General features: G+C 73.0%; 22 protein-coding genes. 11 read left to right on the forward strand and 11 right to left on the reverse strand.

The features are described from left to right. Positions 1 to 44 precede the first annotated feature (44 nt). Genes egtA through egtD form a run of 4 tightly spaced genes read left to right on the forward strand, consistent with a single transcriptional unit; the run spans position 45 to position 4,391 of the window. Entirely contained in the window at positions 45 to 1,361 is a 1,317-nt protein-coding gene (gene egtA, locus AB0F82_RS01400) for an ergothioneine biosynthesis glutamate--cysteine ligase EgtA (RefSeq protein WP_362622521.1), read from the forward strand. After that, a complete protein-coding gene (gene egtB, locus AB0F82_RS01405) occupies positions 1,358 to 2,662 on the forward strand; it encodes an ergothioneine biosynthesis protein EgtB (protein ID WP_362622522.1) in 1,305 nt (434 codons plus the stop codon). Before egtA ends, egtB begins: the two co-directional genes overlap by 4 nt. Further along, complete coding sequence (gene egtC / locus AB0F82_RS01410; RefSeq protein WP_362622524.1) at positions 2,662 to 3,420, forward strand: ergothioneine biosynthesis protein EgtC; 759 nt, start codon at positions 2,662 to 2,664, stop codon at positions 3,418 to 3,420. Before egtB ends, egtC begins: the two co-directional genes overlap by 1 nt. Then, on the forward strand, positions 3,417 to 4,391 hold the full coding sequence (egtD, locus tag AB0F82_RS01415) for an L-histidine N(alpha)-methyltransferase (protein WP_362622527.1): 975 nt from the start codon (positions 3,417 to 3,419) through the stop codon (positions 4,389 to 4,391). The genes egtC and egtD overlap by 4 nt, the downstream gene beginning before the upstream one ends. On the opposite strand, the gene AB0F82_RS01420 is transcribed toward egtD, so the two are convergent. The 3 genes from AB0F82_RS01420 to AB0F82_RS01430 form a co-directional block, all read right to left on the reverse strand. Continuing rightward, positions 4,274 to 5,221: a lysophospholipid acyltransferase family protein gene (locus tag AB0F82_RS01420; protein WP_362622529.1), complete on the reverse strand. Its 948-nt coding sequence runs from the start codon at positions 5,219 to 5,221 to the stop codon at positions 4,274 to 4,276. The two genes, egtD and AB0F82_RS01420, sit on opposite strands and share 118 nt — an antisense overlap. Continuing rightward, positions 5,218 to 6,057 (reverse strand): GNAT family N-acetyltransferase, encoded by an 840-nt coding sequence (locus AB0F82_RS01425; RefSeq protein ID WP_362622532.1) that lies wholly within the window; start codon positions 6,055 to 6,057, stop codon positions 5,218 to 5,220. Before AB0F82_RS01425 ends, AB0F82_RS01420 begins: the two co-directional genes overlap by 4 nt. A gap of 178 nt (positions 6,058 to 6,235) precedes the next feature. Continuing rightward, on the reverse strand, positions 6,236 to 7,498 hold the full coding sequence (locus AB0F82_RS01430) for an extracellular solute-binding protein (protein WP_436842005.1): 1,263 nt from the start codon (positions 7,496 to 7,498) through the stop codon (positions 6,236 to 6,238). A 164-nt stretch (positions 7,499 to 7,662) separates the two neighbouring features. On the opposite strand from AB0F82_RS01430, the gene AB0F82_RS01435 reads away from it, so the two are divergent. Next, positions 7,663 to 7,878 carry a dodecin gene (locus AB0F82_RS01435; protein ID WP_030663252.1) on the forward strand — a complete coding sequence of 72 codons (216 nt, stop codon included), beginning with the start codon at positions 7,663 to 7,665 and terminating at the stop codon, positions 7,876 to 7,878. A gap of 171 nt (positions 7,879 to 8,049) precedes the next feature. Here AB0F82_RS01435 and AB0F82_RS01440 read toward each other — a convergent pair whose 3' ends face one another. Beyond that, entirely contained in the window at positions 8,050 to 8,544 is a 495-nt protein-coding gene (locus AB0F82_RS01440) for an LNS2 domain-containing protein (RefSeq protein WP_356810993.1), read from the reverse strand. 149 nt (positions 8,545 to 8,693) lie between these two features. Between AB0F82_RS01440 and AB0F82_RS01445 the strand changes: the two genes are divergently transcribed. The 4 genes from AB0F82_RS01445 to AB0F82_RS01460 all read left to right on the forward strand — a co-directional run bounded on the left by AB0F82_RS01445 (position 8,694) and on the right by AB0F82_RS01460 (position 13,353). After that, positions 8,694 to 9,689, forward strand: coding sequence for an LLM class flavin-dependent oxidoreductase (locus AB0F82_RS01445; RefSeq protein ID WP_362622534.1), 996 nt, complete (start codon positions 8,694 to 8,696; stop codon positions 9,687 to 9,689). A gap of 45 nt (positions 9,690 to 9,734) precedes the next feature. Continuing rightward, positions 9,735 to 10,007: a hypothetical protein gene (locus AB0F82_RS01450; protein ID WP_362622537.1), complete on the forward strand. Its 273-nt coding sequence runs from the start codon at positions 9,735 to 9,737 to the stop codon at positions 10,005 to 10,007. 549 nt (positions 10,008 to 10,556) lie between these two features. After that, positions 10,557 to 12,971, forward strand: a complete 2,415-nt coding sequence (locus AB0F82_RS01455; protein WP_362622540.1) for an excinuclease ABC subunit UvrA — start codon at positions 10,557 to 10,559, stop codon at positions 12,969 to 12,971. A 76-nt stretch (positions 12,972 to 13,047) separates the two neighbouring features. Next, a complete protein-coding gene (locus AB0F82_RS01460) occupies positions 13,048 to 13,353 on the forward strand; it encodes a hypothetical protein (RefSeq protein WP_362622543.1) in 306 nt (101 codons plus the stop codon). Between the two features lie 3 nt (positions 13,354 to 13,356). On the opposite strand, the gene AB0F82_RS01465 is transcribed toward AB0F82_RS01460, so the two are convergent. From AB0F82_RS01465 to AB0F82_RS01480, 4 genes are all read right to left on the reverse strand, one after another. Continuing rightward, entirely contained in the window at positions 13,357 to 14,007 is a 651-nt protein-coding gene (locus AB0F82_RS01465) for a hypothetical protein (protein WP_362622546.1), read from the reverse strand. A 123-nt stretch (positions 14,008 to 14,130) separates the two neighbouring features. Further along, positions 14,131 to 14,877: a succinate dehydrogenase/fumarate reductase iron-sulfur subunit gene (locus AB0F82_RS01470; RefSeq protein ID WP_356811000.1), complete on the reverse strand. Its 747-nt coding sequence runs from the start codon at positions 14,875 to 14,877 to the stop codon at positions 14,131 to 14,133. Then, positions 14,874 to 16,823 carry a fumarate reductase/succinate dehydrogenase flavoprotein subunit gene (locus AB0F82_RS01475; protein ID WP_362622548.1) on the reverse strand — a complete coding sequence of 650 codons (1,950 nt, stop codon included), beginning with the start codon at positions 16,821 to 16,823 and terminating at the stop codon, positions 14,874 to 14,876. Before AB0F82_RS01475 ends, AB0F82_RS01470 begins: the two co-directional genes overlap by 4 nt. A 2-nt stretch (positions 16,824 to 16,825) precedes the next feature. Then, a complete protein-coding gene (locus AB0F82_RS01480; protein ID WP_362622551.1) occupies positions 16,826 to 17,521 on the reverse strand; it encodes a succinate dehydrogenase in 696 nt (231 codons plus the stop codon). Positions 17,522 to 17,593: 72 nt separating this feature from the next. Between AB0F82_RS01480 and AB0F82_RS01485 the strand changes: the two genes are divergently transcribed. Further along, positions 17,594 to 18,472 (forward strand): LysR family transcriptional regulator, encoded by an 879-nt coding sequence (locus AB0F82_RS01485; protein ID WP_356811003.1) that lies wholly within the window; start codon positions 17,594 to 17,596, stop codon positions 18,470 to 18,472. Positions 18,473 to 18,500: 28 nt separating this feature from the next. Here the strand turns inward: AB0F82_RS01485 and AB0F82_RS01490 are convergent, their stop codons facing one another. Next, a complete protein-coding gene (locus tag AB0F82_RS01490; RefSeq protein ID WP_356811004.1) occupies positions 18,501 to 19,154 on the reverse strand; it encodes a TetR/AcrR family transcriptional regulator in 654 nt (217 codons plus the stop codon). A gap of 106 nt (positions 19,155 to 19,260) precedes the next feature. On the opposite strand from AB0F82_RS01490, the gene AB0F82_RS01495 reads away from it, so the two are divergent. After that, positions 19,261 to 20,340: an FAD-dependent monooxygenase gene (locus AB0F82_RS01495; protein ID WP_362622554.1), complete on the forward strand. Its 1,080-nt coding sequence runs from the start codon at positions 19,261 to 19,263 to the stop codon at positions 20,338 to 20,340. Between the two features lie 71 nt (positions 20,341 to 20,411). Here AB0F82_RS01495 and AB0F82_RS01500 read toward each other — a convergent pair whose 3' ends face one another. Together AB0F82_RS01500 and AB0F82_RS01505 are read right to left on the reverse strand one after the other, a co-directional pair. Next, positions 20,412 to 22,553 carry a putative bifunctional diguanylate cyclase/phosphodiesterase gene (locus AB0F82_RS01500; RefSeq protein ID WP_362623406.1) on the reverse strand — a complete coding sequence of 714 codons (2,142 nt, stop codon included), beginning with the start codon at positions 22,551 to 22,553 and terminating at the stop codon, positions 20,412 to 20,414. Positions 22,554 to 22,651: 98 nt separating this feature from the next. Continuing rightward, a complete protein-coding gene (locus AB0F82_RS01505) occupies positions 22,652 to 23,482 on the reverse strand; it encodes an SAM-dependent methyltransferase (RefSeq protein WP_362623408.1) in 831 nt (276 codons plus the stop codon). Between the last annotated feature and the right edge of the window lie 923 nt (positions 23,483 to 24,405).

Genomic DNA, 24,405 nt, shown 5'->3' on the forward strand with positions numbered 1-24,405 from the left:
CACGGGTGATGTCACGGCCGACGACAGGAGAAGAGGACCCGGTCATGCCCCTCGACCCACCCGTTCCCCCACCCCCGCCGAACGACGCTCCACCCGCCCCCGCAATCAGTGAGACGCAGGCGGAGCACCTGATCCACGGCATCTGTTTCAAGACCGGCCCGCCCCGTCTGCTCGGTGCCGAACTCGAATGGCTGGTCCTGGACGCCGAGCGGCCCGGACTGCGCGTGACCCCCGAGCGGCTCCGGGCGGCGCACGCCGCGGCCCGCGCGCTCCCCCTGAACTCCCGGGTGACCGTCGAGCCCGGCGGCCAGCTCGAACTCAGCTCGCCCCCCGCCACCTCCCTCACCGGGTGCGTGGACGGGCTCCAGGACGACCTCACCGCCGTCCGCGCCGCCCTGCGCGAGCAGGGACTGGTTCTGCACGGCCTCGGCCGGGACACCCGCCTCCCGTACCACCGGCTGCTGAACAGCCCGCGCTACGACGCGATGGAGGCCTACTTCGACCGCACCGGCCCGGCGGGCCGCGCCATGATGTGCGCCTCCGCCTCCGTGCAGGTCTGCGTGGACGCCGGGTACGAGGAGCCGGGCGTGCTCGGCCACGGCCGGCGCTGGCGAATGGCCCACCTGCTGGGCGCGGTCCTGGTGGCCGCCTTCGCCAACTCCCCCGCACACGACGGCCCGTACGCCGGCTGGCGCTGCTCCCGCCAGGGGATCTGGAACGACCTGGACTCCCGGCGCACCCTCGCCCCGCCGCTGGACGCGGGCCCGCGGGACGGCTGGGTACGGCAGGCGCTGGACACCGAGGTGATGTGCGTACGGTCGTACGCGGGCGAGCCGTGGGACGTCCCGCCCGGTACGACGTTCCGCGACTGGCTGCGCGCGGGGGACGCCGGGCGGGCCCTGCCGGCGCCCACCGCCGAGGACCTGGACTACCACCTCACGACGCTGTTCCCGCCCGTGCGGCCGCGTGGCCACATGGAGTTGCGCATGATCGACGCGCAGCCCGGCGACGACGGCTGGCTGGTACCGGTGGCCGTCGTGCACGCGCTGTTCGACGACCCCGAGGCCGCCGAGACCGCCTACCGGGTGACCAAGGCCCTGGCCGACGCCTACGGTTCGCAGCCCGCGCCCCGCAATCCGCTCTGGCGGTCCGCCGCCCGGCACGGTCTGACCGATCCCGAACTGCGGGCGGCAGCCAAAACCTGCTTCCGCGCGGCGGCGGAGGCACTGCCCCGCCTCGGCGCGAGCAGGCACGTCCGGGACACCGTCGGCGCGTTCAGCGAGCGCTTCGTACTGCGCGGCCGATGTCCGGGGGACGAGCCGCCGCAGCTGCGGCCCGAAGGGAAGGAGGCCCTGCGATGACCACCGAATCCCACCCCGGGCTGCGAGAACGGGCGGCCGCCTCACTGACCGCCGCGCGGGCCCGGACGGCGGCCCTCACCGACGCGGTGAACGACGCCGACCTCACCGCCCAGCACTCCCCCCTGATGTCGCCGCTGGTCTGGGACCTGGCGCACATCGGGAACCAGGAGGAGCTCTGGCTCCTCCGCCGGGTCGCCGGACGCGAGTCGATGCGCCCGGAGATCGACCCCCTCTACGACGCCTTCGAGCATCCGCGCGCCGAACGGCCGAAGCTGCCGCTGCTGGGGCCCGAGGAGGCCCGCCGGTACGCGGCCGAGGTCCGCGGCCGGGTCTTCGACCTGCTGGAGCGCACCCCGCTGGAGGGCAGCGCGCTCTTGGACGATGGATTCGTTTTCGGGATGATCGCCCAGCACGAACAGCAGCACGACGAGACGATGCTGATCACCCATCAACTGAGGCGGGGCGCTCCCGTGCTGACCGCCCCGGAGCCGGACGCCCCCTACGACCCCCCGGGCGCCTGCGAGGTCCTCATACCCGCCGGCCCGTTCACGATGGGGACCTCCGCCGAGCCGTGGTCGCTGGACAACGAGCGGCCGGCGCACCAACGGGAGACCGCGGCCTTCTGGATGGACACCCTGCCGGTGACGAACGGCGCGTACCGCGCCTTCATCGCGGACGGCGGCTACCGCGAACCCCGCTGGTGGGCGGCTCCCGGCTGGGACCAGATCCGCCAACACTCCATCGAGGCACCGCTGTTCTGGCACCGCGAGGGCGGCGAGTGGCTGCGCCGCCGCTTCGGGGTGATCGAGCCCGTCCCCGATGAGGAACCGGTTCTGCACGTCAGCTGGTACGAGGCGGACGCCTACGCCCGCTGGGCGGGCCGTCGACTGCCCACGGAGGCCGAGTGGGAGAAGGCGGCCCGCTTCGATCCCGCGACCGGCCGGTCGGCCCGCTACCCGTGGGGCGACGCCGACCCTACGCCCGCCCACGCGAATCTGGGACAGCGCCACCTGCGTCCCTCCCGCGCGGGCAGCTACCCGGCGGGGGCGTCCCCGCTGGGCGTGCGCCAGCTGATCGGCGACGTGTGGGAGTGGACGGCCTCCGACTTCCTGCCGTACCCGGGATTCCGGGCCTTCCCCTACCGGGAGTACTCGGAGGTGTTCTTCGGCCCGGAGCACAAGGTGCTGCGGGGCGGTTCCTTCGCGGTGGACCCGGTGGCCTGCCGGGGCACCTTCCGCAACTGGGACCTGCCGGTGCGGCGGCAGATCTTCTCCGGCTTCCGCACCGCGAGGGACGTCTGATGTGCCGCCATCTCGCCTATGTGGGGCCGGTGGTGGCGCTCGCGAGGCTGCTGAGCGAGCCCGAGCACTCACTGGTCCGCCAGTCCTGGGAGCCGCGCCGCCAGAAGCACGGCACGGTCAACGCCGACGGCTTCGGCGTCGGCTGGTACGCGGAGGGCGACCCGGTCCCCGCCCGCTACCGTCGCGGCGGACCGATCTGGGGCGACCTGACCTTCACCGATCTCGCCCGGGTCGTACGCAGCGGGGCCGTGCTGGCCGCCGTACGCGACGCCACGCTGGCCGGAGCCGACGGGGAGGCCGCTGCCGCTCCGTTCACGGACGGGCCGTGGCTGTTCAGCCACAACGGCGCGATGCGGAACTGGCCCGCGGCGGCCGCCCCGCTCGCGGCGGCGCTGCCGCCCGAGGAGCTGCTCCAGCTGGCCGCCCGCACGGACTCGGCGCTGGTCTGGGCGCTGGTACGACGCCGCCTGCGGGCCGGGGACGACCTGGGCACGGCGCTCGCCGAGCCCGTGCGTGAGCTGTCCACGGCCGCGCCCGGCTCCCGGCTGAACCTGCTCCTGACGGACGGAGCGGCGATCGCCGCCACCGCCTGGGGCGACTCCCTCTGGTACCTGGCCGATCCCGCGGGCAGGCGCACCGTGGTGGCCTCCGAGCCGTACGACGACGACACCCGGTGGTGCGAAGTGCCCGACCGGACCCTGCTGACCGCCACCCCCACCCGGGTCCGACTGACCCCGCTCAAGGAGAACCGCCCGTGACCAGCTTCCAGTTGACCCGGACCCTCGACGAGGACGCGGCGGAGACCGCACTGCGCGCGGACGTGCTGCACGGGCTGGCCCACACGCCCAAGGTGCTGCCGCCCAAGTGGTTCTACGACGCGCGGGGCAGTGAACTCTTCGAGGAGATCACCCGGCTGCCCGAGTACTACCCGACCCGCGCGGAGCGGGAGATCCTGCTGGAACGGGCGCGGGAGATCGCCGCCGTGAGCGGCGCCCGCACCCTGGTGGAGCTCGGTTCCGGCTCCTCCGAGAAGACCCGGCACCTGATCGAGGCGATGCCGGCGCTGGACACCTATGTGCCGGTGGACGTCAGCGAGAGCGCCCTGCGGGGCGCGGCCGAGACGCTGCTCGCCGACCATCCGGGGCTGCGGGTGCACGCCCTGCTGGCGGATTTCACCGCTGCGCTGCACCTGCCGGACTCTCCCGGACCCCGGCTGGTGGTGTTCCTGGGCGGCACGATCGGCAACCTGCTGCCGCCGGAGCGGGCGGTGTTCCTGGCGTCCGTACGGGCGATGCTGTCGCCCGGGGACGCGCTGCTGATGGGCACGGACCTGGTGAAGGACGAGGCCGTGCTGGTGACGGCGTACGACGACGCGCGCGGGGTGACGGCGGAGTTCAACAAGAACGTACTGGCCGTCATCAACCGGGAGCTGGACGCCGACTTCCACACCGTCGACTTCGAGCACCTGGCGGTGTGGAACAGCGAGCAGGAGTGGATCGAGATGCGGCTGCGGGCCCGGTCCGAGCTGACGGTGAAGGTCCGGGCTCTGGACCTGGTGGTGCCGTTCGCGGCGGGTGAGGAGATCCTGACGGAGGTGTCCGCGAAGTTCCGTCAGGAGGGCGTACGGAAGGAGCTGGCCGCGGCCGGGCTGGAGCTGACCCAGTGGTGGACGGACGCGGCGGGACGCTTCGCGCTGTCCCTGTCGGTCGCCGACGGGCCGGCGGTCTGACCGGGTAGGACCGTCCGCGGCGTCCGCTCGGACGCGCGGCCGGTCACGGCCCGCTGCGCGGCGGCCGCGAGGTCCCGCCGGTCCGTGTGACGGCCCGGCGGGATCCGCGGCAGCAGCGTGACCTCGGCCCGGATCCCGCGGGCCCGGGCGATCCGCCACAGCGAGGCGGTCAGCGCGTCGTCCCCGACGAACGCGGGCGCCCCGGCGGGGCTCCCGTCGGGGTGCACGTACGCCAGGTGGACGGGCTGTACGGGAACCTCCGCGTCCAGGGCGGACTGGAAGGCGGCCCGGCGGAAGGCACCCTGGGCGTGGGCGCGCCCGCACCAGGTGGAGCCCTCGGGGAAGACGGTGACCCGATCGCCGGCGAGCAGGGCGCGGGTCATCGTGGTGACGGTGGCGGGCAGCACGCGGATCCGGTCGCGCTCGATGAACAGGGTTCCGGCCTGCCCGGCGAGGCGGCCGAGGACGGGCCAGGCCCGGATGTCGCTCTTGGCCAGCATCCGGCTGGGCATGACGGCGGCGACGAGCGGGATGTCGAGCCAGGAGATGTGGTTGGCGACGAGCAGGCGGCCGCCGCGCCGGCCCGGGCTCCCATGCACGGTGATCCGTATGCCGAAGGCGCGCACCAGTGTGGCCGACCAGGCCCGTACCACCGCCTGCCGGGGGCCGGCCGGCAGCAGCCGGACCGGCGGCGCGCCCAGGATCCCGAGCAGGATCAGCGCCAAGGCGCCGGCGAGCCGCAGGACCGCGTGCGGGACGCTCGCGGTGCGCCCCTCGTGGCCGGTGCAGGCCTCGGGGGTGCAGGGCGAGGTGGGCAGCCAGACGCTCATGCGCCCGGGATGAGCGAGCGGAAGTGCTTCAGGTAGCGCGGGTTGGTCCGGCGCAGGGAGAGCAGCACGTACAGGTCGGCGCAGCCGAACTCGGCGTCGAGGGCGGGCTCGCCGCAGACCCACGCGCCCAGGCGCAGGTAGCCGCGCAGCAGCGGGGGCAGTTCCATGCGGTCGGGGCAGTCGATGCCTTCGGGGTTCCAGGGGACGTGGGGGGTGACGCGGTACTCCTCGGGTGCGGGGCTGCGGGTGAGGGCGCTCTCGCGGGTGGCCGCGGCGAGGACGCCGCCGTCCGCGAGCGGTATCGAGCAGCAGCCGGCGAGCCAGTTGTGGCCGGCGCGGTCCATGTAGTGGGCGAGGCCGGCCCAGATGAGGGCGATGACGGCGCCGTTGCGGTGGTCGGGGTGCACGCAGGAGCGGCCCACCTCGACGAGGTCGGGGCGGATGGGAGCGAGCGCGGAGAGGTCGAACTCGCCCTCCGAGTAGAGGCGGCCCGCCACGGCGGCGCGCTCGGGAGGCAGCAGCCGGTAGGTGCCGACGACCTGTTCGGCCTCCTCGTCGACCACGAGGAGGTGGTCGCAGTACGCGTCGAAGGCGTCGGCGTCGAGGCCCGGGTCGGGGCCGTCGAGGCGGGCGCCGAGCTCGCCGGCGAAGACCTGGTGGCGCAGGCGCTGCGCGGCCCGTACCTCGTCCTCGTCGCGGGCCAGGCGCACGGTGTAGTGGGGGCCGGAGGAGGGGGCGGCGGCCTTGGCCGGGCGGGGGGCGGGGGCGGGGGTGAGGAGCGGGGAGGTGGGGGCGGGGGCCGTGGAGAGGGACGGGGACAGGGGTGCGATGGTCATGGCGGCTCCTGAACCGGGCACGGAGGGCCGGGCCGACAGGTGGTGGCCTGGCTCCTTTACTTCTTCCGTGACCGGCTGGATTCGACATGACCGCTCTGCGGCTCTCGGGTGTGCGGACGCTGAACTCGCCGGTACCCCGTCGCGGCGGCGGGACTCCGCGGCGGGCGGCGGCGCCGTCTCAGCGGTCCGAGCTGAGCACCCGGCCGATCTCCTCGGAGGCGGCGCGGGCGGCCTGCTTGGGGTCCTGGCCGCTGAGCACGGCCGTCATGTAGGGCTTGATCGGGTTCTTCGCCTCGACCTCGGCCCAGCGGGCGGACGTCGGGGTGGCCCGGCCCTGGGCGGCTCCGGGGGCCATGTTGGTGGCGCCCTCGTTGCCCTGGACGACGTGCGCGAGGGTGGTCCTGTTCGGTACGTAGCTCATCGTGCGGGCGAGTTCGGTCTGCCACTTCTCGCTGACCAGGGCCGTGATCACGTCGACGGCGCCCTTCCGGTTCCCGGTCCGCTCCGGGATGATCAGGTCGGAGCCGCCGGTGAAGACGGAGCCCGCCTTGTCGGAGGTCTTGCCGGGGATCGGGAAGAAGCCGAGCTTGCCCTTCAGCGCGGGGTTGGCCGCCTCGATCTCGGCGGCCTGGCCGGGCGGGGCGATGATCTGGGCGACCTGGCCGCGGGCGAAGACCTGCGACTGCGGGGGCGTCTCCTCGTCGGCGGCCCTGGGTCCGTCCCCGAGGGCCTGGAGCTGCTTGTAGAACTCCATGCCGGCCAGGGCCTTCTCCTCGTCGAGGGTGCCGACCCATCGGCCGCCCGTCTCGACGGCGAGCTCGCCGCCCTCGTCCCAGATGAAGCCGGCGAGGACGTACCAGTTCTGGCCCGCGAGGTAGATGCCCTGCTGCTCGCCCTTGTCGAGCTTCTGGGTGGCCTGGATCCATTCCTGGCGGTTCTTGGGCAGGGCCTTTATCCCGGCGTTCGCGAAGAGGTCCTTGTTGTAGACGACCACGCGGTTGGCGGCGTACCAGGGGACGCCGTACTGGGCGCCGTTGACGCTCGCCGGCTCGGAGAGGCCCTTGAGCCAGTGCTTGCTGTCCCACTCGCGCAGTCCCTCCAAGGTGAGTTCGGACAGGCCCTTGGTCTCGATGTACTGCGCGACCTGGGTGTTCCCGACCTCTATGACATCGGCCGGCTCCTTGCTCGTGCCCTTCAGGACGGCGTTGACCTTGTCGCCGATGCCCGTCCACTCCTGGATCCTCACGTCCAGGTCGACGTCGGGGTGCTCCTGTTCGAAGGACGCGGTGAACCCGTCGATGAAGTCCTCGGAGGCGCTGCCCTTCATCAGCCAGAGGGTCACCTTCTGCCGCCCCGCGCCCGGATCGGCCCACTGACTGCAGCCCGTGAGGGCGGTCGCGGCCGCGAGGGCCGTGCACACGGCGAGGAAGCGCATCTTCAAGAGGGTCACCTTCTGGGGCTCGGTCTCCGATGGCTCGAAATTGGCATAGACCAATAGGCCGGTCAAGGGTCTTTCGCTCGGGATTGTTGGGTCAAAGTTCGCGCAGCCGGACTTACTGGGGCACCTTAGAACCAGGCAAAAGCGACCCACTGTCGGGAGACTCCATGTCCAACCACACGTACCGGGTGACCGAGATCGTCGGCACCTCCCACGAGGGCATCGATCAGGCCATTCGCAACGGCATCGCCCGGGCGGGGCAGACCGTACGGAACCTGGACTGGTTCGAGGTGGTCCAAGTGCGGGGCCACATCGAGAACGGGGAGATCGCCCACTACCAGGTGGGGCTGAAGGTCGGATTCCGGCTCGAAGGCGAGGACTGAGGCCCTTCCCCTGCGGGCGGCCGGCCGGCCATGCCGGACCTGCGAGCACGGTCAGGCGCGGTGCCGACGGGAGGGTCCGCCGGTCCGCCGGGCTCGGCACGGCCGGCGGGACCGGCATGACTGGCGGGACTGCGGGACATGCGGGACCGGCAAGGACACCCCCTGGGCCGCTCAGGTCCGGCCCTCGACCTCCTGGCCGGACGTGAGTTCGGGCGCGTCCGCCGCCCAGTCGGCGACGACGACGCGGAAGCCGGCCGCCCGCGCGGCCTGGCAGACCAGTTCGTCGTCGTCCACGAACATGCGTACCTCCCGGCCCCGGGCGATCCGGCCCAGCACCTCCAGCTTGGTCGTCCGGGCCGGCCGCCGGTCCTGGTTGCCCCGCATCCACACCCGCCCCTCGGGCAGACCGTGCCGGGTGAGCCACTCCTGCGTGTCCGCCCGGCACCGCTCGGGCCGCCCGGTCAGGTACACCACCTCGCAGTCGGCCGCGCTCTCCACCGCCAGGGCGATCCCGCGCGCGAGCGGCGGATCGGCCGGCGCCGCGGCGAAGAAGCCGGGCCAGTCCCTGGGGCGGCGCTCCAGGAAGTGCTGGCGGTGGGCGGTGTCGGCCAGGGTGTTGTCGATGTCGAAGACGGCCAACGGCCGCGAGGTGCGCTTCTCACTCATCCGGCCAGCCTATGGCCGGGCACCGACACGGGCCCGGACGCGAGCGGGCCGGGGTCGGCGGGGCGGGGGGCCGGGGGCGGCGGCGGGGAGGGAGCCGGGGGGCGCGGGACGGGCGGGAATCCTCCGGGCCTGCGGGCGTTGACTCCCGTGTGATCCGAAAACTCTCGATACTCGACCGGTCCCGCACCCGCCAAGGCCACCCGGCCCCGCAGGCCCTGCGCGACACCGTGGCGCTCGCCCGGACGGCCGAAGACCTCGGCTACCACCGCTTCTGGGTGTCGGAACACCACAGTGTGCCTGGCGTCGCGGGCTCGGCGCCGACCCTCCTGGCCGCCGCCGTCGCCGGGGCGACGGAACGGATCCGGGTCGGCACGGGCGGGGTCATGCTGCCGAACCACCAGCCCCTCGTGGTCGCGGAGCAGTTCGGGGTGCTGGAATCGCTCTACCCCGGCCGGATCGACATGGGGCTGGGCCGCTCGGTCGGCTTCACGAACGGCATCCGGCGGGCGCTGGGCCGGGACACAGAGGACGCCGACCGCTTCGAGGAACAGCTCACCGAACTCCTCGGCTGGCTCGACGGCACCCAGCGGGCACACCCCGAGGTGCACGCCCACCCCGCCGAGGGCCTGCGGATACCGGCGTACGTGCTGGCAACCGGCGAGGGCGCCGGGATCGCCGCCCGGGCGGGGCTGCCGCTGGTGGTGGGCGACCTGCGCAGCCGCGGCCGGGTCACCGAGATCGTGGAGGGGTACCGCAAGGAGTTCCGGCCCTCCGCCCGGGGCGCGGAGCCGTACGTCGTGGTCTCGGGGACGGTGGCCGTCGCGGCGACCACCGAGGAGGCCCGGCGCATCCTGCTCCCGGAGGCCTGGTCCCTCGCGCACTCCCGCACCCGCGGCAGCTTCCCGCCGCTCCGCCCTGCGGAGGACGTCGAGGCCCTGGAGATGACCCCGAAGGAGCAGGAACTGTACGAGGGCGCCCTCACCGGGCACATCCACGGAACGGAGGACCGGGTGGCGGCAGAGCTGTCCGAGGTCGCCGAACGCACCGGCGCGGACGAGCTCCTGGTCACCACCTCGACGTACGACCGCACGGCCCTGCTGGACTCGTACGCCCGGCTGGCCCGTATCGCGGGCCTGCGGCCGTAGGGATCGAGTAGCGTCGAGAGCCAACCGACGCGTGCGAGGCGCGTGTTGAGCCGGAACTCCGCCGACATCCTCGTCGTCCACCTGATCGGACACGGTCGGGCCGATCGCAGCGGCCGTCTCTCCCTCGTGGCGCACGACGACCGCGACGTCGACGTCGACCGGTGGATCGAAAAGGCGCAGCAGGAGGCCGGACGGAGTGGCGAGGACCGGCGCATCGTCTTCCTCGTGGACACGTGCTCGGCCGGCACCTCGACGGGCAATGGAGCCGTCGCCGTCTACAGCTGCGGCGGCACCCGCGCACAGGAGCCCCCCGAATGACCCGCGTCCTCGGTGTGCACGGCGTCCGGAACTACAAGGCCGCCGACAGTGCGCCCCACCTCGGCAGCGCCCGGCTGTGCTCCGCCTGGCTCTCCGCCCTCGGGGGACGCCGCCGCCGGCCTCGACCTGGAGACGGCGTACTACGCCGACCTGCTGCGCAGCGAGCGGCAGAGCGCGGAGCCCGCCGACGGGGAACTCGCGCTCGTCGGGCAGTGGGCGCGGGCCCGGGGGGTGGATCCGAGCGGGGCGCAGGGCCGGGCCACGGGTTGGCTCCGGTGGATCTGCGACCAGGTCGCCGAGCGGGCGGGCGCGCGGCCCGCAGTGGTCGAGAAGAGCGTGCGGCTGTTCTTCCCCGAGTCACGCGGTACTTCGCAGCCGGGCGCGAGCCCGTGCGCGAGCGGGTCAGGGCCTCGCTGCTGTGACACCGGCCGGACGTCCCCTGTGGCCGCACAGCGTGCTCGACTACCCGAGGCATCCTTCGGTGTCCGGCGCAGTCACCAGGCACCGCCCCTGACCTCACCCGCGCACCCCGGCCGTAAAGTGGGACGAATGCACCAGTCCACCGAACCCCGGCCCGACCACGATCCCTACGTACGGGTGCGGGGCGCCCGGGAGCACAATCTGCGCGGGGTCGACGTGGACATCCCGCGCAATGCGCTGACCGTGTTCACCGGGGTGTCCGGTTCCGGGAAGAGCTCGCTCGCCTTCGGCACGCTGTACGCCGAGGCCCAGCGGCGGTACTTCGAGTCGGTGGCCCCGTACGCCCGGCGCCTCATCCACCAGATCGGCGCCCCGAAGGTGGATTCCGTCACCGGTCTGCCGCCGGCGGTGTCGCTGGAGCAGCGCCGCTCCTCCCCCGGCTCGCGCTCCTCGGTCGGTACGGTGACGCTGCTGTCCAACTCCCTGCGGATGCTGTTCTCGCGGGCCGGTACGTATCCGCCGGGCGCGCCGCGGCTGGACTCGGACGCCTTCTCGCCCAACACGGCCGCCGGCGCCTGCCCTTCCTGTCACGGGCTCGGCCGGATCCACCGCACCAGCGAGGAGCTGCTGGTACCCGATCCCGGGCTGTCGATCCGCGAGGGCGCCATCGCCGCCTGGCCGGGCGCCTGGCAGGGCAAGAACCTGCGGGACGTCCTGGAGACGCTCGGCCACGACGTGGACCGGCCCTGGCGGGAGCTGCCCGCGAAGGACCGCGAATGGATCCTGTTCACCGAGGAGCAGCCGGTGGTGACCGTGCACCCGGTGCGGGACGCCGACCGGATCCAACGGCCCTACCAGGGCACGTACATGAGCGCCCACCGCTATGTCATGCGGACCTTCTCCGACAGCAAGAGCGCCACCCTGCGGGCCCGCGCCGAGAAGTTCCTCGCCGACTCGCCGTGCCCGGTGTGCGAGGGGCGCCGGCTGCGCCCGGAGGCCCTCGCCGTCACCTTCGCCGGGCGGACCATCGCCGAGCTCGCGGCGCTGGCGCTGACGGACCTGGACGCCGTACTGGCCTCCGCGTCCCTGGACGGGGAGGCCGCGCGGGTCCTCGCCGACGACCTGCGGTCGCGGATCGGGCCCGTCACGGAGCTGGGGCTCGGCTACCTGAGCCTGGACCGGACCGCGCCGACCCTGTCCGCGGGCGAGCTGCAGCGACTGCGGCTGGCGACGCAGCTGCGGTCGGGGCTGTTCGGGGTGGTGTACGTGCTGGACGAGCCGTCGGCGGGGCTGCACCCGGCCGACACCGAGGCGCTGCTCGGCGTACTTGACCGGCTGAAGGAGGCCGGGAACACCGTCTTCGTCGTCGAGCACCATCTGGACGTGGTGCGGCACGCGGACTGGCTGGTGGACGTGGGCCCGCTGGCCGGGGAGCGCGGCGGGCGGGTGCTGCACAGCGGGCCGCCGGCGGCGCTGGCCGGGGTGGCGGAGTCGGCGACGGCCCGGCACCTGTTCGCGTCGGCGCGGGAGCCGGCGGTGCCCGGCCGGGCGGTGCGCAGGCCGACCGGGGAGGTGCGGCTGAGCGGGGTGGACCTGCACAACCTGCGGGACCTCGACGCGCGGTTCCCGCTCGGGGTGTTCACCGCGGTGACCGGGGTGTCGGGGTCGGGGAAGTCCACGCTGGTCGGTCAGGCGCTGGCGCGGGAGGTCGGCGGGCGCATCGCCGATCCGGGGTTCCCCGTACGGCGGCTGGTGGAGGTGGACCAGAAGCCGATCGGCCGGACCCCGCGGTCCAACCTGGCCACGTACACCGGGCTCTTCGACGTGGTGCGCAGGCTCTTCACGGCGTCCCCGGAGGCGGGGGCGCGGGGGTGGAAGGCGGGCCGGTTCTCCTTCAACGTGGCGGGCGGCCGGTGCGAGACGTGTCAGGGCGAGGGCTTCGTCTCGGTGGAGCTGCTGTTCCTGCCGAGTACGTACGCCCCGTGCCCCGAGTGCGGCGGCGCGCGGTACAACGCCGAGACGCTGGAGGTCCGGTACGAGGGCCTGAACATCGCGGAGGTGCTGGGGCTGACGGTGGAGTCCGCGGCCGGGTTCTTCGCCGGTGTCCCTGCGGCGGCGCGCAGCCTGCGGGCGCTGGAGGAGATCGGGCTGGGCTACCTGCGGCTCGGGCAGCCGGCGACCGAGCTGTCGGGCGGCGAGGCGCAGCGGATCAAGCTGGCGACGGAGCTCCAGCGGCAGCGCCGGGACCACACGCTGTACCTGCTGGACGAGCCTACGACGGGTCTGCACCCGGCCGATGTGCGGGTGCTGCTGCGGCAGTTGCACGGTCTGGTGGACGCTGGGCATTCGGTGGTGGTCGTGGAGCACGACATGGACGTGGTGGCGGGCGCTGACCGGGTGATCGACCTGGGCCCGGGCGGCGGCGCGGAGGGCGGCCGGATCGTCGCCGCGGGCACCCCGCGCGAGGTGGCCCGGACGCCGGGCAGCCGTACGGCGCCGTACCTGGCCCGCGCTCTCGCCAACAGCCCGGAAGCGGTTGGCTGAGGGCTGTCCGGTGATCCCCGGGAAATCAGCGCGCGGCGTCAGATGCATTGCACCGCAAGGCGGAGGAGCGATCCCGGTGCCCCCGGAGCCGTGGGACCCGGTGGTGCCGGTGGCACGGCTGCCGGTCACCGACGACGGCGGGCGTCTGCTGGAGCTCTTCCTCGAACCGTACTGCTGGAGCGAGTGGCTGGAGCCGGGCGCGAAGGTGACGGTCGTGACCGTGGGCATGGCGGGCGCGGCCCGTCCCTGGGTGGCGGGTGCCAGCGTTCCCGATGAGCCGTTCGAACTGCAGCACCTCGCGGGCACGCCCGTGGTCCGGCCGTACGGCGACCTGGTCCTGCTCCTGGGCGCCCACGGGAACGAGCTGTACCGGTTGCCGTGAGGCTCAGGCGTCGCCGGGCAGGAGTTGCTGGGGCAGTTCTCGGAAGCTCCACTGCTCGCCACGGCGTGTGAACTGCCAGACCAGGTCGTAGCGGTCGGGCCAGGTCGCGGGAAGGCCGAGGACCTGGTGGGCGCCGAGGGCGCGCACCAGGCGGGGGATCCCGGTGTGCTCCCAGCAGACGAGTACGGGCATGGGGCCGGCCAGCGCGGCGTGGGCCAGGGCGGGTTCGGCTCCGACGGCGAACTCGGCGCGTACGGGGGTGCGCAGTGCGGCGGCCAGGGCGGTCACGGTCTGCCGGCACCGGGCGGGGGCGGGTGCCTTGCCGCCTGCGGCGAAGACGGCGGCGGGGCGGGGCAGTGCGGAACTCTTGGCCGGCGCGAAGAGCCGCGGCAGCGCTTCGGCCCGGCGCCAGCCGCGCCCGGCCAGTGAGCCGGGGTCGTCCTCGCCGTCCTCGTCCCAGCCGGAATCACCGGCGTACGGCTTCTCCGCGTGCCGGATCACCATGACCACGGCGTCCTTGGCGTCGGGCTGCTGCCCGGCGGCCGGGGGGCGGAGCGCTTCCCCGCCGGAGCACCCCGTCGCGGCCAGTGGGACGAGGGCGGCGGCCAGTACGGCTCTGCGGCATGGTCCGGTCCCGGCGGGGGCTTCTGGCATGGGGTCACTGTCTCCCATGGCCGGGGCGCCGCCGGGGCGCGGCGCGGCGGGTGCCCGGCCGGTCAGCCGATCGGCGCAGGGCCCCTCGCGGCGGCGGGGTCCTGCGCCGGGCCGGCGGCCGGGTCAGCGGGGACCTTTGCGGACCGCGCGCAGCCACTCCCTGTTCATGGCGGCGATCGACGGCAGCGGGATGCCCTTCGGGCAGGCGGTGGCGCATTCGCCGGTGAGGGTGCAGCCGCCGAAGCCCTCCTCGTCCATGCGGGCCACCATGTCCAGGACGCGGGTCCCGCGCTCGGGTGAGCCCTGCGGGAGGACGTTCAGGTGGTTGACCTTGGCGGAGGTGAAGAGCATCGCGGAGCCGTTGGGGCAGGCCGCCACGCACGCGCCGCAGCCGATGCACTCGGCGTGTTCGAAGGCGAAGTCGGCGTCGGCCTTGGGCACGGCGGTGGCGTGTGCCTCGGGGGCGGAGCCGGTGGGGGCGGTGATGTAGCCGCCGGCCTGGATGATCCGGTCGAAGGCGCCCCGGTCGACGACGAGGTCCTTGACCACGGGGAAGGCCGCTGCCCGCCAGGGCTCGACGTCGATGGTGTCGCCGTCGGCGAAAGAGCGCATGTGGAGCTGGCAGGTGGTGGTGCGCTCGGGGCCGTGGGCATCGCCGTTGATGACGAGGCTGCAGGCGCCGCAGATGCCCTCTCGGCAGTCGTGGTCGAAGGCGACCGGGTCCTCACCGCGCAGGATGAGGTCCTCGTTGAGGGTGTCGAGCATCTCCAGGAAGGACATGTCCTCGGAGATCCCGTCGACCTCGTACGAGGCCATGTGGCCGGGGGCGTCGGCGCCGCGCTGGCGCCAGACGCGCAGGGTGAGCTTCATGCGTAGCTCCGCTGGGTGGGGTGGACGTACTCGAAGACGAGGTCTTCCTTGTGCAGGACGGGGGCGGCGCCGGTGTCGGTGAACTCCCAGGCGGCGGCGTAGGCGAAGGCCCCGTCCTGACGGGCCGCCTCGCCGTCCGGGGTCTGGGACTCCTCGCGGAAGTGGCCGCCGCAGGATTCGGCGCGGTGGAGCGCGTCGAGGCACATCAGCTCGGCGAGTTCGAGGTAGTCGACGATGCGGTTGGCCTTCTCCAGCGACTGGTTGAACTCGTCGCCGGTGCCGGGCACCTTGATGCGGCGCCAGAACTCCTCGCGGATCTGCGGGATCCGGTCGAGGGCCTTGCGCAGGCCCTGTTCGCTGCGAGCCATCCCGCAGTACTCCCACATGAGTTCGCCGATCTCGCGGTGGAAGGAGTCGGGGGTGCGGTCGCCGTCGACGGCGAGCAGTCGCGCGAGCCGGTCGCGGGTCTCGTGTACGACGGCCACGGCCTCGGGGTGGGTGTCGTCGACGGTGTCGCGGTGGGGGTGGCGGGCAAGGTAGTCGTTGATCGTGGAGGGGAGCACGAAGTAGCCGTCGGCGAGGCCCTGCATCAGGGCGGAGGCGCCGAGGCGGTTGGCGCCGTGGTCGGAGAAGTTGGCCTCGCCGATCGCGAAGAGGCCGGGGACGGTGGTCTGCAGGTCGTAGTCGACCCACAGGCCGCCCATCGTGTAGTGCACGGCGGGGTAGATCCGCATGGGGACCTCGTACGGGTTTTCCGCGGTGATCCGCTCGTACATGTCGAAGAGGTTGCCGTACTTCTCGGCGACCTTGTCGCGGCCCATGCGGCGGATGGCGTCGGCGAAGTCGAGGTAGACGCCCTGCCCGCCGGGGCCGACGCCGCGGCCCTCGTCGCAGACGTTCTTGGCGGCCCGGGAGGCGATGTCGCGGGGCACGAGGTTGCCGAAGGAGGGGTAGATCCGCTCCAGGTAGTAGTCGCGCTCCGCCTCGGGGATGTCTGCGGCGGGGCGGTTGTCGCCCTTGGCCTTGGGGACCCAGATGCGGCCGTCGTTGCGCAGGGACTCGCTCATCAGGGTGAGCTTGGACTGGTGGTCGCCGGTGCGCGGGATGCAGGTGGGGTGGATCTGGGTGAAGCAGGGGTTGGCGAAGTAGGCGCCGCGCCGGTGCGCCCGCCAGACCGCGGTCGCGTTGGAGTTCATGGCGTTGGTGGAGAGGTAGAAGACGTTGCCGTATCCGCCGCTCGCCAGCACCACGGCGTCGGCGTAGTGGGTGGAGATCTCTCCGGTGACCAGGTCGCGGGCGACGATGCCGCGGGCGACACCGTCGACGACGATCAGGTCGAGCATCTCGGTGCGGGCGTGCATCTCGACGTTGCCCGCGGCGATCTGCCGGGAGAGGGCCTGGTAGGCGCCGAGGAGGAGCTGCTGTCCGGTCTGGCCGCGGGCGTAGAAGGTGCGGGAGACCTGGACGCCGCCGAAGGAGCGGGTGTCGAGGAGGCCGCCGTACTCGCGGGCGAAGGGGACGCCCTGGGCCACGCACTGGTCGATGATCTCGACGGAGATCTGGGCGAGGCGGTGGACGTTGGACTCGCGGGCGCGGAAGTCGCCGCCCTTGACGGTGTCGTAGAAGAGGCGGTGCACCGAGTCGCCGTCGTTGCGGTAGTTCTTGGCGGCGTTGATGCCGCCCTGTGCGGCGATGGAGTGGGCCCGGCGGGGGGAGTCGGAGAAGCAGAACTGGACTACGTTGTAGCCCTGTTCGGCGAGGGTCGCGCCGGCCGATCCGCCGGCCAGGCCGGTACCGACGACGATGACGGTGTGCTTGCGGCGGTTGGCGGGGTTGACGAGTTTGGCCTCGAAGCGGCGGCGGTCCCAGCGCTCCGCGATGGGGCCTTCGGGGGCCTTGGTGTCGGCGATGGGCTCGCCGGTGGTGTGGTGCGCGTAGCTGCTCACGGTCAGTTCACCATTCCGGTCATGACGGCGACGGGGACGGACACGAAGCCCGCGAAGAGGACGGCGGCCAGGCCGCCTGCGAAGGCTTTCAGCGTCCGCTCGCGCCGGGCCCGGCCCGCGCCGAGGGTCTGGGCGGCGCTCCAGAAGCCGTGCCGGACGTGCAGGCCGAGTGCGGCCATCGCCACGATGTAGATGGTGTTGCCGTACCAGGTGGAGAAGGTGGCGAGGACGTTCTCGTAGGGGTGGCCGGCCCAGGCGCGCTCGTTGACGGTGAGCGTGGTGAGGTCGAGCAGGTGCCACACGATGAACAGGCCGAGGATGATGCCGCCCCAGCGCATGGTGCGGGTGGCATAGCTCGCGCGGCGGCGCTTGTGGACGTACTTGACCGGGCGGGCCTTGATGTCGCGCCGGCTGAGCTGGTAGGCGGACACGGCATGCGCGACGACGGCGGCGAGGAGCGCCACGCGGACGATCCACAGGGCCCACTCGTGGTGGAGGAAGGGCGAGCCGAGGGTGCGCAGCCAGTGGGCGTAGCCGTTGAACTCGTCCGCCCCGAAGAAGATCTTGAGGTTGCCGAGCATGTGCACGACGAGGTAGCCGAGCATGATCAGCCCGGAGACCGCCATGACGGTCTTCTTTCCGATGGTGGAGCCCCAGAACGAGGGGGCGCTCGTCCGGGTGCGCGTTGCCAGAGCCATGCCGTCGACGGTAGAGACGGAGGACCCGAAAGGTCCAAGACATGATGTCGGTCATCTTGATAGACATGGCCTATGCAATTCCAGCAGCTCCTCTACTTCGTGGCCGTCGCCGAGACCCGGCACTTCACCCGGGCCGCGGAGCAGGTGCACGTGGCCCAGCCGTCGCTCTCCCAGCAGATCAAGGCGCTGGAGCGGGAGCTGGGGGCCGAACTGTTCAGCCGCGCCCGGGGCAACATCACGCTGACGGACGCGGGCGAGGCGCTGCTGCCGCTGGCGCGGCGCATCCTGGCGGACGCGGACACGGCGCGGCTGGAGGTGCAGGAGCTGGCGCAGCTGCGGCGCGGGCGGATCCGGCTGGGGGCCACCCCGAGCGTGTGCACGGGTCTGCTGCCGGGTGTGCTGCGGGCCTTCCACGCGGCGCATCCGGGGATCGAACTGCTGATCGAGGAGAGCGGTTCGCTCGACCTCGTGCGGGAGCTGGCGCGCGGGGCACTGGACCTGGCACTGATCGCCCTGCCGCTGCCGCCCTCTGCGCCGGCCCTGACGACGGTGGAGCTGCTGACGGAGGACCTGGTGGTGGTGTCCTCGACGAAGCTTCCGGCGCCCGGCGGGGGCCGGGAGCTGACCATCGCGGCGTTGCGCGACGAGCCGATGGTGATGTTCCGGCACGGCTACGACCTGCGGGAGCTGACCGTGGCCGCCTGCCGGGCGGAGGGCTTCGAGCCGGCGTTCACCGTGGAGGGCGGGGAGATGGACGCGGTACTGGGCTTCGCGCGGGCGGGGCTGGGCGTGGCGGTGGTCCCGGCGATGGTGGTGGCGGACGCGGGCCCGGGGCTGCGGACGACCCCGCTTGCCGGGTCGCCGCTGCGCCGGACGATCGCACTCGCGCACCGCACCGACGTGGCTCCCCCGCGCGCGGCGCGAGAGCTGAAGCGGATGCTGATGGCGTGACGCCCGGGGCTCCATGCCACGGGGGGCCTCAGTCGGGAGTGGGCGGGGCCGCGGGAAGAGCTCGGTCGAGGCCGTCGGCGAGCATGCCGAAGGCCTGGTCGGCGTCGGCCACCGCGGCGGGGTGGGCCTCGTCGGCGCTCCGCCCGGCATCGAGCCGCTGCCAGTTCTCCCGCCCGAGCTCGTGGCGGACCGCCACCAGGTGGACGGCCGCCAGCCGGGCGGCGAGCGGCGGCACCGACTCCGCCTCCAGGGCGGCGGCGAGCAGCTCGACCTCGCGGTCGGTGTAGTGGGACAGGCGGGACTCCAGGCTGGCGGTGGAGTGGAGCAGGCGCAGGAAGGCGAGGACCTCCGGGTGGTCACAGAGCCCGGTGATCGGGTCCCGCTCGGCGAGGGCCGTCAGGAAGTGGGCGTGCACGGCTCCCACCGGCGTCGCGCCCGCGGGCCGGTCGCGCACGATGCGCGCCACCTCGTCCTGGTGGTCGGCGAACCGGTCGAGGAGCAGGTCCTCCTTGGTCGGGAAGTACCGGAAGAGGGTGGGTTTGGACACCTCGGCCGCCGCGGCGACATCAGCCACCGACACGGCGTCGAAGCCCCGCTCCAGGAAGAGTTCCAGCGCCGTGGCCGCCAACTGGCGGCGCGTGCGGAGCTTCTTGCTCTCGCGCAGACCCGTCGTGTTCTCCATGCGCACAGCGTAGCACGAAAGAGAGACCGGGTAATTTTTTTAACCGGGTTGCCTTTTGCGTCGGGAGTCGCTTTCCTTGGAGTCAGAGACGAGGAGAGGACTTCCGATGAACCACACCGATGTACTGATCGCCGGCTCCGGCCCCACCGGGCTGACGCTCGCCTGTGATCTCGCCCTGCGCGGAATCGCCGTCCGTGTCATCGAGCGGCGCACCGAACCGCACCACGAGTCTCGGGGCAAGGGGCTCCTCGCCGGCAGCCTCGCGATCTTCGAGAGGCTCGGCGTTGCCGAACCCCTGATCGCCGCCGGCACCGCGGGGGTGGTGCTGCGCAAGTACTTCGACGGCGAGCACATCAACGACACCCCCACCCCGGCGGACGCAGGCCTGCTGATCGGGCAGTGGCAGGTCGAAGAGGCGCTGCGCGACCGGCTCGCCGGACTCGGCGTGCGCGTCGAGTACGGGGCGGAGCTCGTCGGCATCAGCCAGGACGAGTCCGGGGTGCGCGCCGAGCTGGCGGACGGAAGCGTGTTCGCGGCCCGCTGTCTCGCCGGGTGCGACGGCGGGCGCAGCACCACCCGCAAGCTGCTCGGCATCCCCTTCGAGGGCAACGGCGAGAAGGAACCCGCGATGGTCATCGGCGACGTCAGGGCGCCGGGGCTCGGCCGGGACGTCTGGCACCAGTGGTTCACCTCGGAGGGCGGCGGAATACTGCTCTGCCCGATGCCGGGGACGGACTCCTTCCAACTGCAGGCCTCACCCGAGCAGGACGAGCACGGCGAGCCGCTGCCGCCCTCCCTGGAGAGCTTCCAGCGGATCTTCGACCGGTGCGCCGGGGTGCCGGGCATCCGGCTCGAGGACCCCACCTGGCTCTCCTCCTGGCGGGTCAATGTCCGCATGGCCGCCCGGATGAGGGAGGGCCGGGTCCTGCTCGCCGGGGACGCCGCGCACGTGCACCCCATAGCCGGCGGCCTGGGCATGAACACCGGCATCGAGGACGCGGCGGCGCTCGGCCGGGCCCTGTCCGCCGCCCTCGCCGGACCGGACGCGGACGCGGCGCTCGACGCCTACGAGGCGGAGCGGCTGCCGGTCGCCGCTGGGGTCCTGGCCGACACCGCCGAGCGGTACGAGCGGGTCGTGGAAGCCGTGCGGACCTCCGGCCGCGGGACGGAGGTCGGCCTGGACTGACGTGGCACCGCGCGCCGGAGCCGGCCGCTACCGGGACCGCGCGGCCCGGACCGCCGGGGCCCGGGCTGCGTTCAGGAGGGAGTGGGCACCGCGTCGGAGAGGGACAGGGTGTGGATACGGTCGGGGGCCCCGGGGCGGGCGTAGTACCAGCCCTGGGCGGTGTCGCAGCCGAGCGCGCGCAGCTGGGCGGCCTGTGCGCCGGTCTCCACGCCCTCGACGGTGACGGCGAGTTCGAGGCTGTGGGCCAGGGCCACGATCCCCTCCACGATCTTGACGTCGACCGGGTCGGCGGGCTGCTGCTGCATCCCCTGGGTGAAGGAGCGGTCGAGTTTGAGCACGCTGACCGGCAGGCGCCGCAGGTTGGCCAGGTTGGAGTAGCCGGTGCCGAAGTCGTCGAGTGCGATGTCCACACCGAGTTCGGCCAGCCGGCGCAGCGGCTCCAGCAGTTCGTCGTCAGCGCCTATCAGGGCCGACTCGGTGACTTCCAGGCACAGCGCGCCCGGAGCGAGGCCGGACTTCTCCAGCACCGCCACCGTGTCGGCGACCAGACCCGGGTGGTGCAGCTGGGTCGGTGAGAGGTTGACGTTGATCCGCAGGGCTGCGCCCCCGTGCTCGTGCTGCCAGACGCGGGCTTGGCGGACGGCCTCCTCCAGGACCCACCGGCCGAGGGGCACGATCAGCCCGGTCCGTTCGGCGAGCGGGATGAAGCGGTCGGGGCCGAGCACCCCGTACTGCGGGTGGGACCAGCGCACCAGCGCCTCGGCGCCGTGCACGGTGCCGTCGCGCATGTGGACCAGCGGCTGGTACTCGATGAAGAATTCGCCGCGCTCCAGCGCCGCCGGCAGGGCGTTGGTCAGGCCGTGCCGGGTGATCGCGCGGGCGTCGGCCTCGGCGTCGGCGAACTCGAAGCGGTTGCCGCCGGCCGCCTTGGCGCGGTACATCGTGATGTCGGCGCTGCGCAGCACCTCGGCCGGGGTGCGCTCCTTGGCGCGGCCCTCGACGATGCCGATGCTGCCCCGGACCGACAGCTCCCGGCCCTCCAGCCGGATCGGCGTCGAAAGGGCCGTCAGGATGCGGACCGCGAGGTCGGTCACCTTCTGCTCGGTGTCGGAGCCGGTGGTCAGGGCTACGAACTCGTCGCCGCCGAGCCGGGCGACGACCTCGCCGGGACCGGTCGCGCAGCTCTGCAGCCGGTCGGCGACCTCCACCAGCAGCCGGTCCCCCGCCGAGTGGCCGAGGCTGTCGTTGACCGCCTTGAAGCCGTCGAGGTCCAGGTAGCACAGGCCGTAGCGGTCACCCCCGGCCCCGCTGAGGGCCTTCTCCAGCCGCTCGAAGAACAGAGTCCGGTTGGGCAGTCCGGTGAGGGCGTCGTGGGTGGCCTCGTAGCGCAGGCGCAGGTTCAGCAGGCGGCGCTCGGTCGTGTCCTCCATCAGCGCCAGCTGGTACTGCGGCTTGCCGTCGGCGTCGCGCAGCAGCGACACCGTGAGGTTGGTCCAGAGCACGGTCCCGTCGTGGCGGTAGTACGGCTTCTCCACGCGGTAGCTCTCCCGTTCGCCGCGCACCAGCTCGCCGTACATCCGCCAGACGTGCGGGGTGTCGTCGGGGTGGCCCCACTCGCTGACGTTGCGGCTGCGGACGTGCCCCTCCAGCCCGCCGAACATCTGCAGCAGCGTGTCGTTGACCTCCAGGACGTTCCCGTCGAGGTCGGCGATGCCGATGCCGACGGCCGCGCCCTCGAAGACCGCCCGGAAGCGCTCCTCGCTCGCGTGCAGGGCCTGCTGGGCGTCGGTACGGGCGGTCAGCGCGGAGCGGGCGATGGCCTCCTGCTCGCTGAGGGTGCGCTCGCGCAGCGCGCGTGCGTATCCGGCGGCGATGGCGTGCTGCAGCCGCGCGCAGCGCGAGTGGTACTCGGCGGTGGCCTCCAAGCCGGAGCCTTCGAGTCCGTCCGGACCGCAGTAGAGCACCAGGTAGGACTCGATCACGCCCAGGGTGCCGGCCAGGGCTTCCGGGTCGGTGCAGTGCACGGCGACGAGTTCGGCGCCCACCCGCTGCGCCACGGCGGCGTCGAAGGGCCGTGCGTGCAGGGCCTCGGTGAGCGTCCGGGTGAGCGGCACGAGGTGCCGTTCGAACTCGGGCCGGGTCAGCGAGGTCGCGGTGACCGGGAAGATCGCCCGTCCCCAGATCGTGGCGAAGCGGGAGATCCGGTCCTCGATGCCGCCGTGGGGGGCCGCCGCGGATTGCGCGGTCGGCGCGGGTGCGGCCGCGGGCGCTGCGACGGTGTTCGGCGCGCCCGCCGTCTGAGCCGGAAGTCTCACGCCTTGCGTCCCACGCCGCCGTAGCCCGAGAAGGCGTAGGGGTCCTCCGGCGTTTCGCCGTCCTCCCCGTCCGCGGAGCGGTCCGGGCGCCAGTCGGGCATGGAGACCAGCCCGGGCTCCACCATGTCGAACCCTTCGAAGAAGCGGGCGATCTGCTCCCCCGTGCGCATGACGAGGGGGTTGCGGATGTCGCGGTAGACGCCGACGGCGCCGCCCGCGACCTCCTCCACGAGCGGGATGCCCTCGAAGGAGGCATGGGTGAGGATCAGCAGGCTGCCGGGGGCCAGCGCGTCGCGCAGCTCGGCCACGGCGTCGTACGGGTGGTCCGCGTCCTCCAGGAAGTGCAGGACGGCGACGAGGAGCAGGGCGACCGGCCGGTCGAAGTCGAGGAGCCGTCCGACCTCGGGGGCGGCCAGGATCTCCTGGGGCTTGCGCAGATCGGCGGCGACGACGCCGGTGTGCTCGTCGTCCAGGAGGACGGCATGGCTGTGCGCCACGGCCACCGGGTCGTGGTCGACGTAGACCACGCGGGCCCCGGGGCTGGCGGCTCGGGCGATCTCGTGGACGTTGCCGAAGGTGGGGATGCCGGAGCCGATGTCGAGGAACTGCGTGACGCCCTCGGCGACGGCGTGCCGGACGGCACGGCGCATGAACGCCCGGTTGGCCTGCATGATCTTGGGCAGTCCCGGCATGAATTCCATGGCCCGTCGGGCCGCCTGGCGGTCGACCTCAAAATTGTGGGACCCGCCAAGGTAATAATCGTAGATGCGGGACACGCTCGGCACCGAGATGTCGATGCCTGGCGGGGCCCAGGCGGGGCGCTCCATCGGGATCTCCAAGCGTTGTTCCTGCGGCGGTCCGTGCGGGGTCGGACTCCTGTCCGAGCCGAATCTACTGATCATTGACCAACAGGGCGAGCAAAAGCGGAAATTGGCGATCCGTTCTTCGTCACACACCAAAGGCGCCCGGCGGCACCCCCGGGGCAAATGACCGGTACCGACAAATCCCTTTTGGGAATTGACCGGACGATGATCGCACTCGACTGAGCCCGCTCCGCAGCTGGCTCAAACCTTTCCGCTCGGCACTACACCCGTTCAGGCGAACCGGGGCCGAGCCCAGCGTGGGCCGGCGTGCGCGGGCCCATGCTCCCCGGGTGAACAGAGCCTGTGCCAGGCGCCTGCTGGCGGTCCCGGTCCTGCTGTGGGCGGCCTTGTCCGTCACGCCGGCCGTGGCTGATAGCAGCGCCTACGCGACGACCGACCCCGGCGAGGCCGCGACGGCCACCGCCGTGGTCGCGGTGGCTTCCGGCGACGGCCGCGGACGCGGTCCGGGTGGTGGACATCACGGTGCCGACCGCCGCGCGGACCACCGTTCGGACCACCGTTCGGATCACCGCTCCGACCACGGAAGACACCGTGGTGGCGGCCGTGGCGGGGGCCACCACGGCGACCCCGACTGCCCACCGCCGCCACCGCCACCGCCGTGTCCGCCTGAGCCGCCCCCGAAGCCCACCCCGCCGCCCGAGCCGAAGCCCACGCCACCACCGCCGAAGCCCACGCCGAAGCCGGTCCCGACCCCGGCCCCGCCGCCTCCAAAGCCCGCTCCGGCGCCACCCAGGGCGGCGCCCAGGCCCGTACCGAAGCCCGTCCTGCCCGCACCGGCCCCGCCGAAGCCGGCGCCCGCCCCGCCCCGTGCGGCGGGGGTACCCGCGCCGCCACCGCCGCCGTCCCCCGCGGTGGCCGCGCCGCCG

Origin of the sequence: Streptomyces virginiae, from assembly GCF_040638905.1 — a bacterium.
GTDB lineage: Bacteria > Actinomycetota > Actinomycetes > Streptomycetales > Streptomycetaceae > Streptomyces > Streptomyces virginiae_B.

Bases quoted from the DNA above. Each gene is read 5' to 3' on its own strand.
- egtA (WP_362622521.1), top strand. From the start codon at position 45: ATGCCCCTCGACCCACCCGTTCCCCCACCCCCGCCGAACGACGCTCCA.
- AB0F82_RS01495 (WP_362622554.1), top strand. From the start codon at position 19,261: ATGAACCACACCGATGTACTGATCGCCGGCTCCGGCCCCACCGGGCTG.
- AB0F82_RS01470 (WP_356811000.1), bottom strand. From the start codon at position 14,877: ATGAAGCTCACCCTGCGCGTCTGGCGCCAGCGCGGCGCCGACGCCCCC.
- AB0F82_RS01490 (WP_356811004.1), bottom strand. From the start codon at position 19,154: ATGGAGAACACGACGGGTCTGCGCGAGAGCAAGAAGCTCCGCACGCGC.
- AB0F82_RS01455 (WP_362622540.1), top strand. From the start codon at position 10,557: ATGCACCAGTCCACCGAACCCCGGCCCGACCACGATCCCTACGTACGG.
- AB0F82_RS01440 (WP_356810993.1), bottom strand. From the start codon at position 8,544: ATGAGTGAGAAGCGCACCTCGCGGCCGTTGGCCGTCTTCGACATCGAC.
- AB0F82_RS01420 (WP_362622529.1), bottom strand. From the start codon at position 5,221: ATGAGCGTCTGGCTGCCCACCTCGCCCTGCACCCCCGAGGCCTGCACC.
- AB0F82_RS01465 (WP_362622546.1), bottom strand. From the start codon at position 14,007: ATGCCAGAAGCCCCCGCCGGGACCGGACCATGCCGCAGAGCCGTACTG.
- AB0F82_RS01485 (WP_356811003.1), top strand. From the start codon at position 17,594: ATGCAATTCCAGCAGCTCCTCTACTTCGTGGCCGTCGCCGAGACCCGG.
- AB0F82_RS01425 (WP_362622532.1), bottom strand. From the start codon at position 6,057: ATGACCATCGCACCCCTGTCCCCGTCCCTCTCCACGGCCCCCGCCCCC.
- AB0F82_RS01480 (WP_362622551.1), bottom strand. From the start codon at position 17,521: ATGGCTCTGGCAACGCGCACCCGGACGAGCGCCCCCTCGTTCTGGGGC.
- AB0F82_RS01435 (WP_030663252.1), top strand. From the start codon at position 7,663: ATGTCCAACCACACGTACCGGGTGACCGAGATCGTCGGCACCTCCCAC.
- egtC (WP_362622524.1), top strand. From the start codon at position 2,662: ATGTGCCGCCATCTCGCCTATGTGGGGCCGGTGGTGGCGCTCGCGAGG.
- AB0F82_RS01505 (WP_362623408.1), bottom strand. From the start codon at position 23,482: ATGGAGCGCCCCGCCTGGGCCCCGCCAGGCATCGACATCTCGGTGCCG.
- egtB (WP_362622522.1), top strand. From the start codon at position 1,358: ATGACCACCGAATCCCACCCCGGGCTGCGAGAACGGGCGGCCGCCTCA.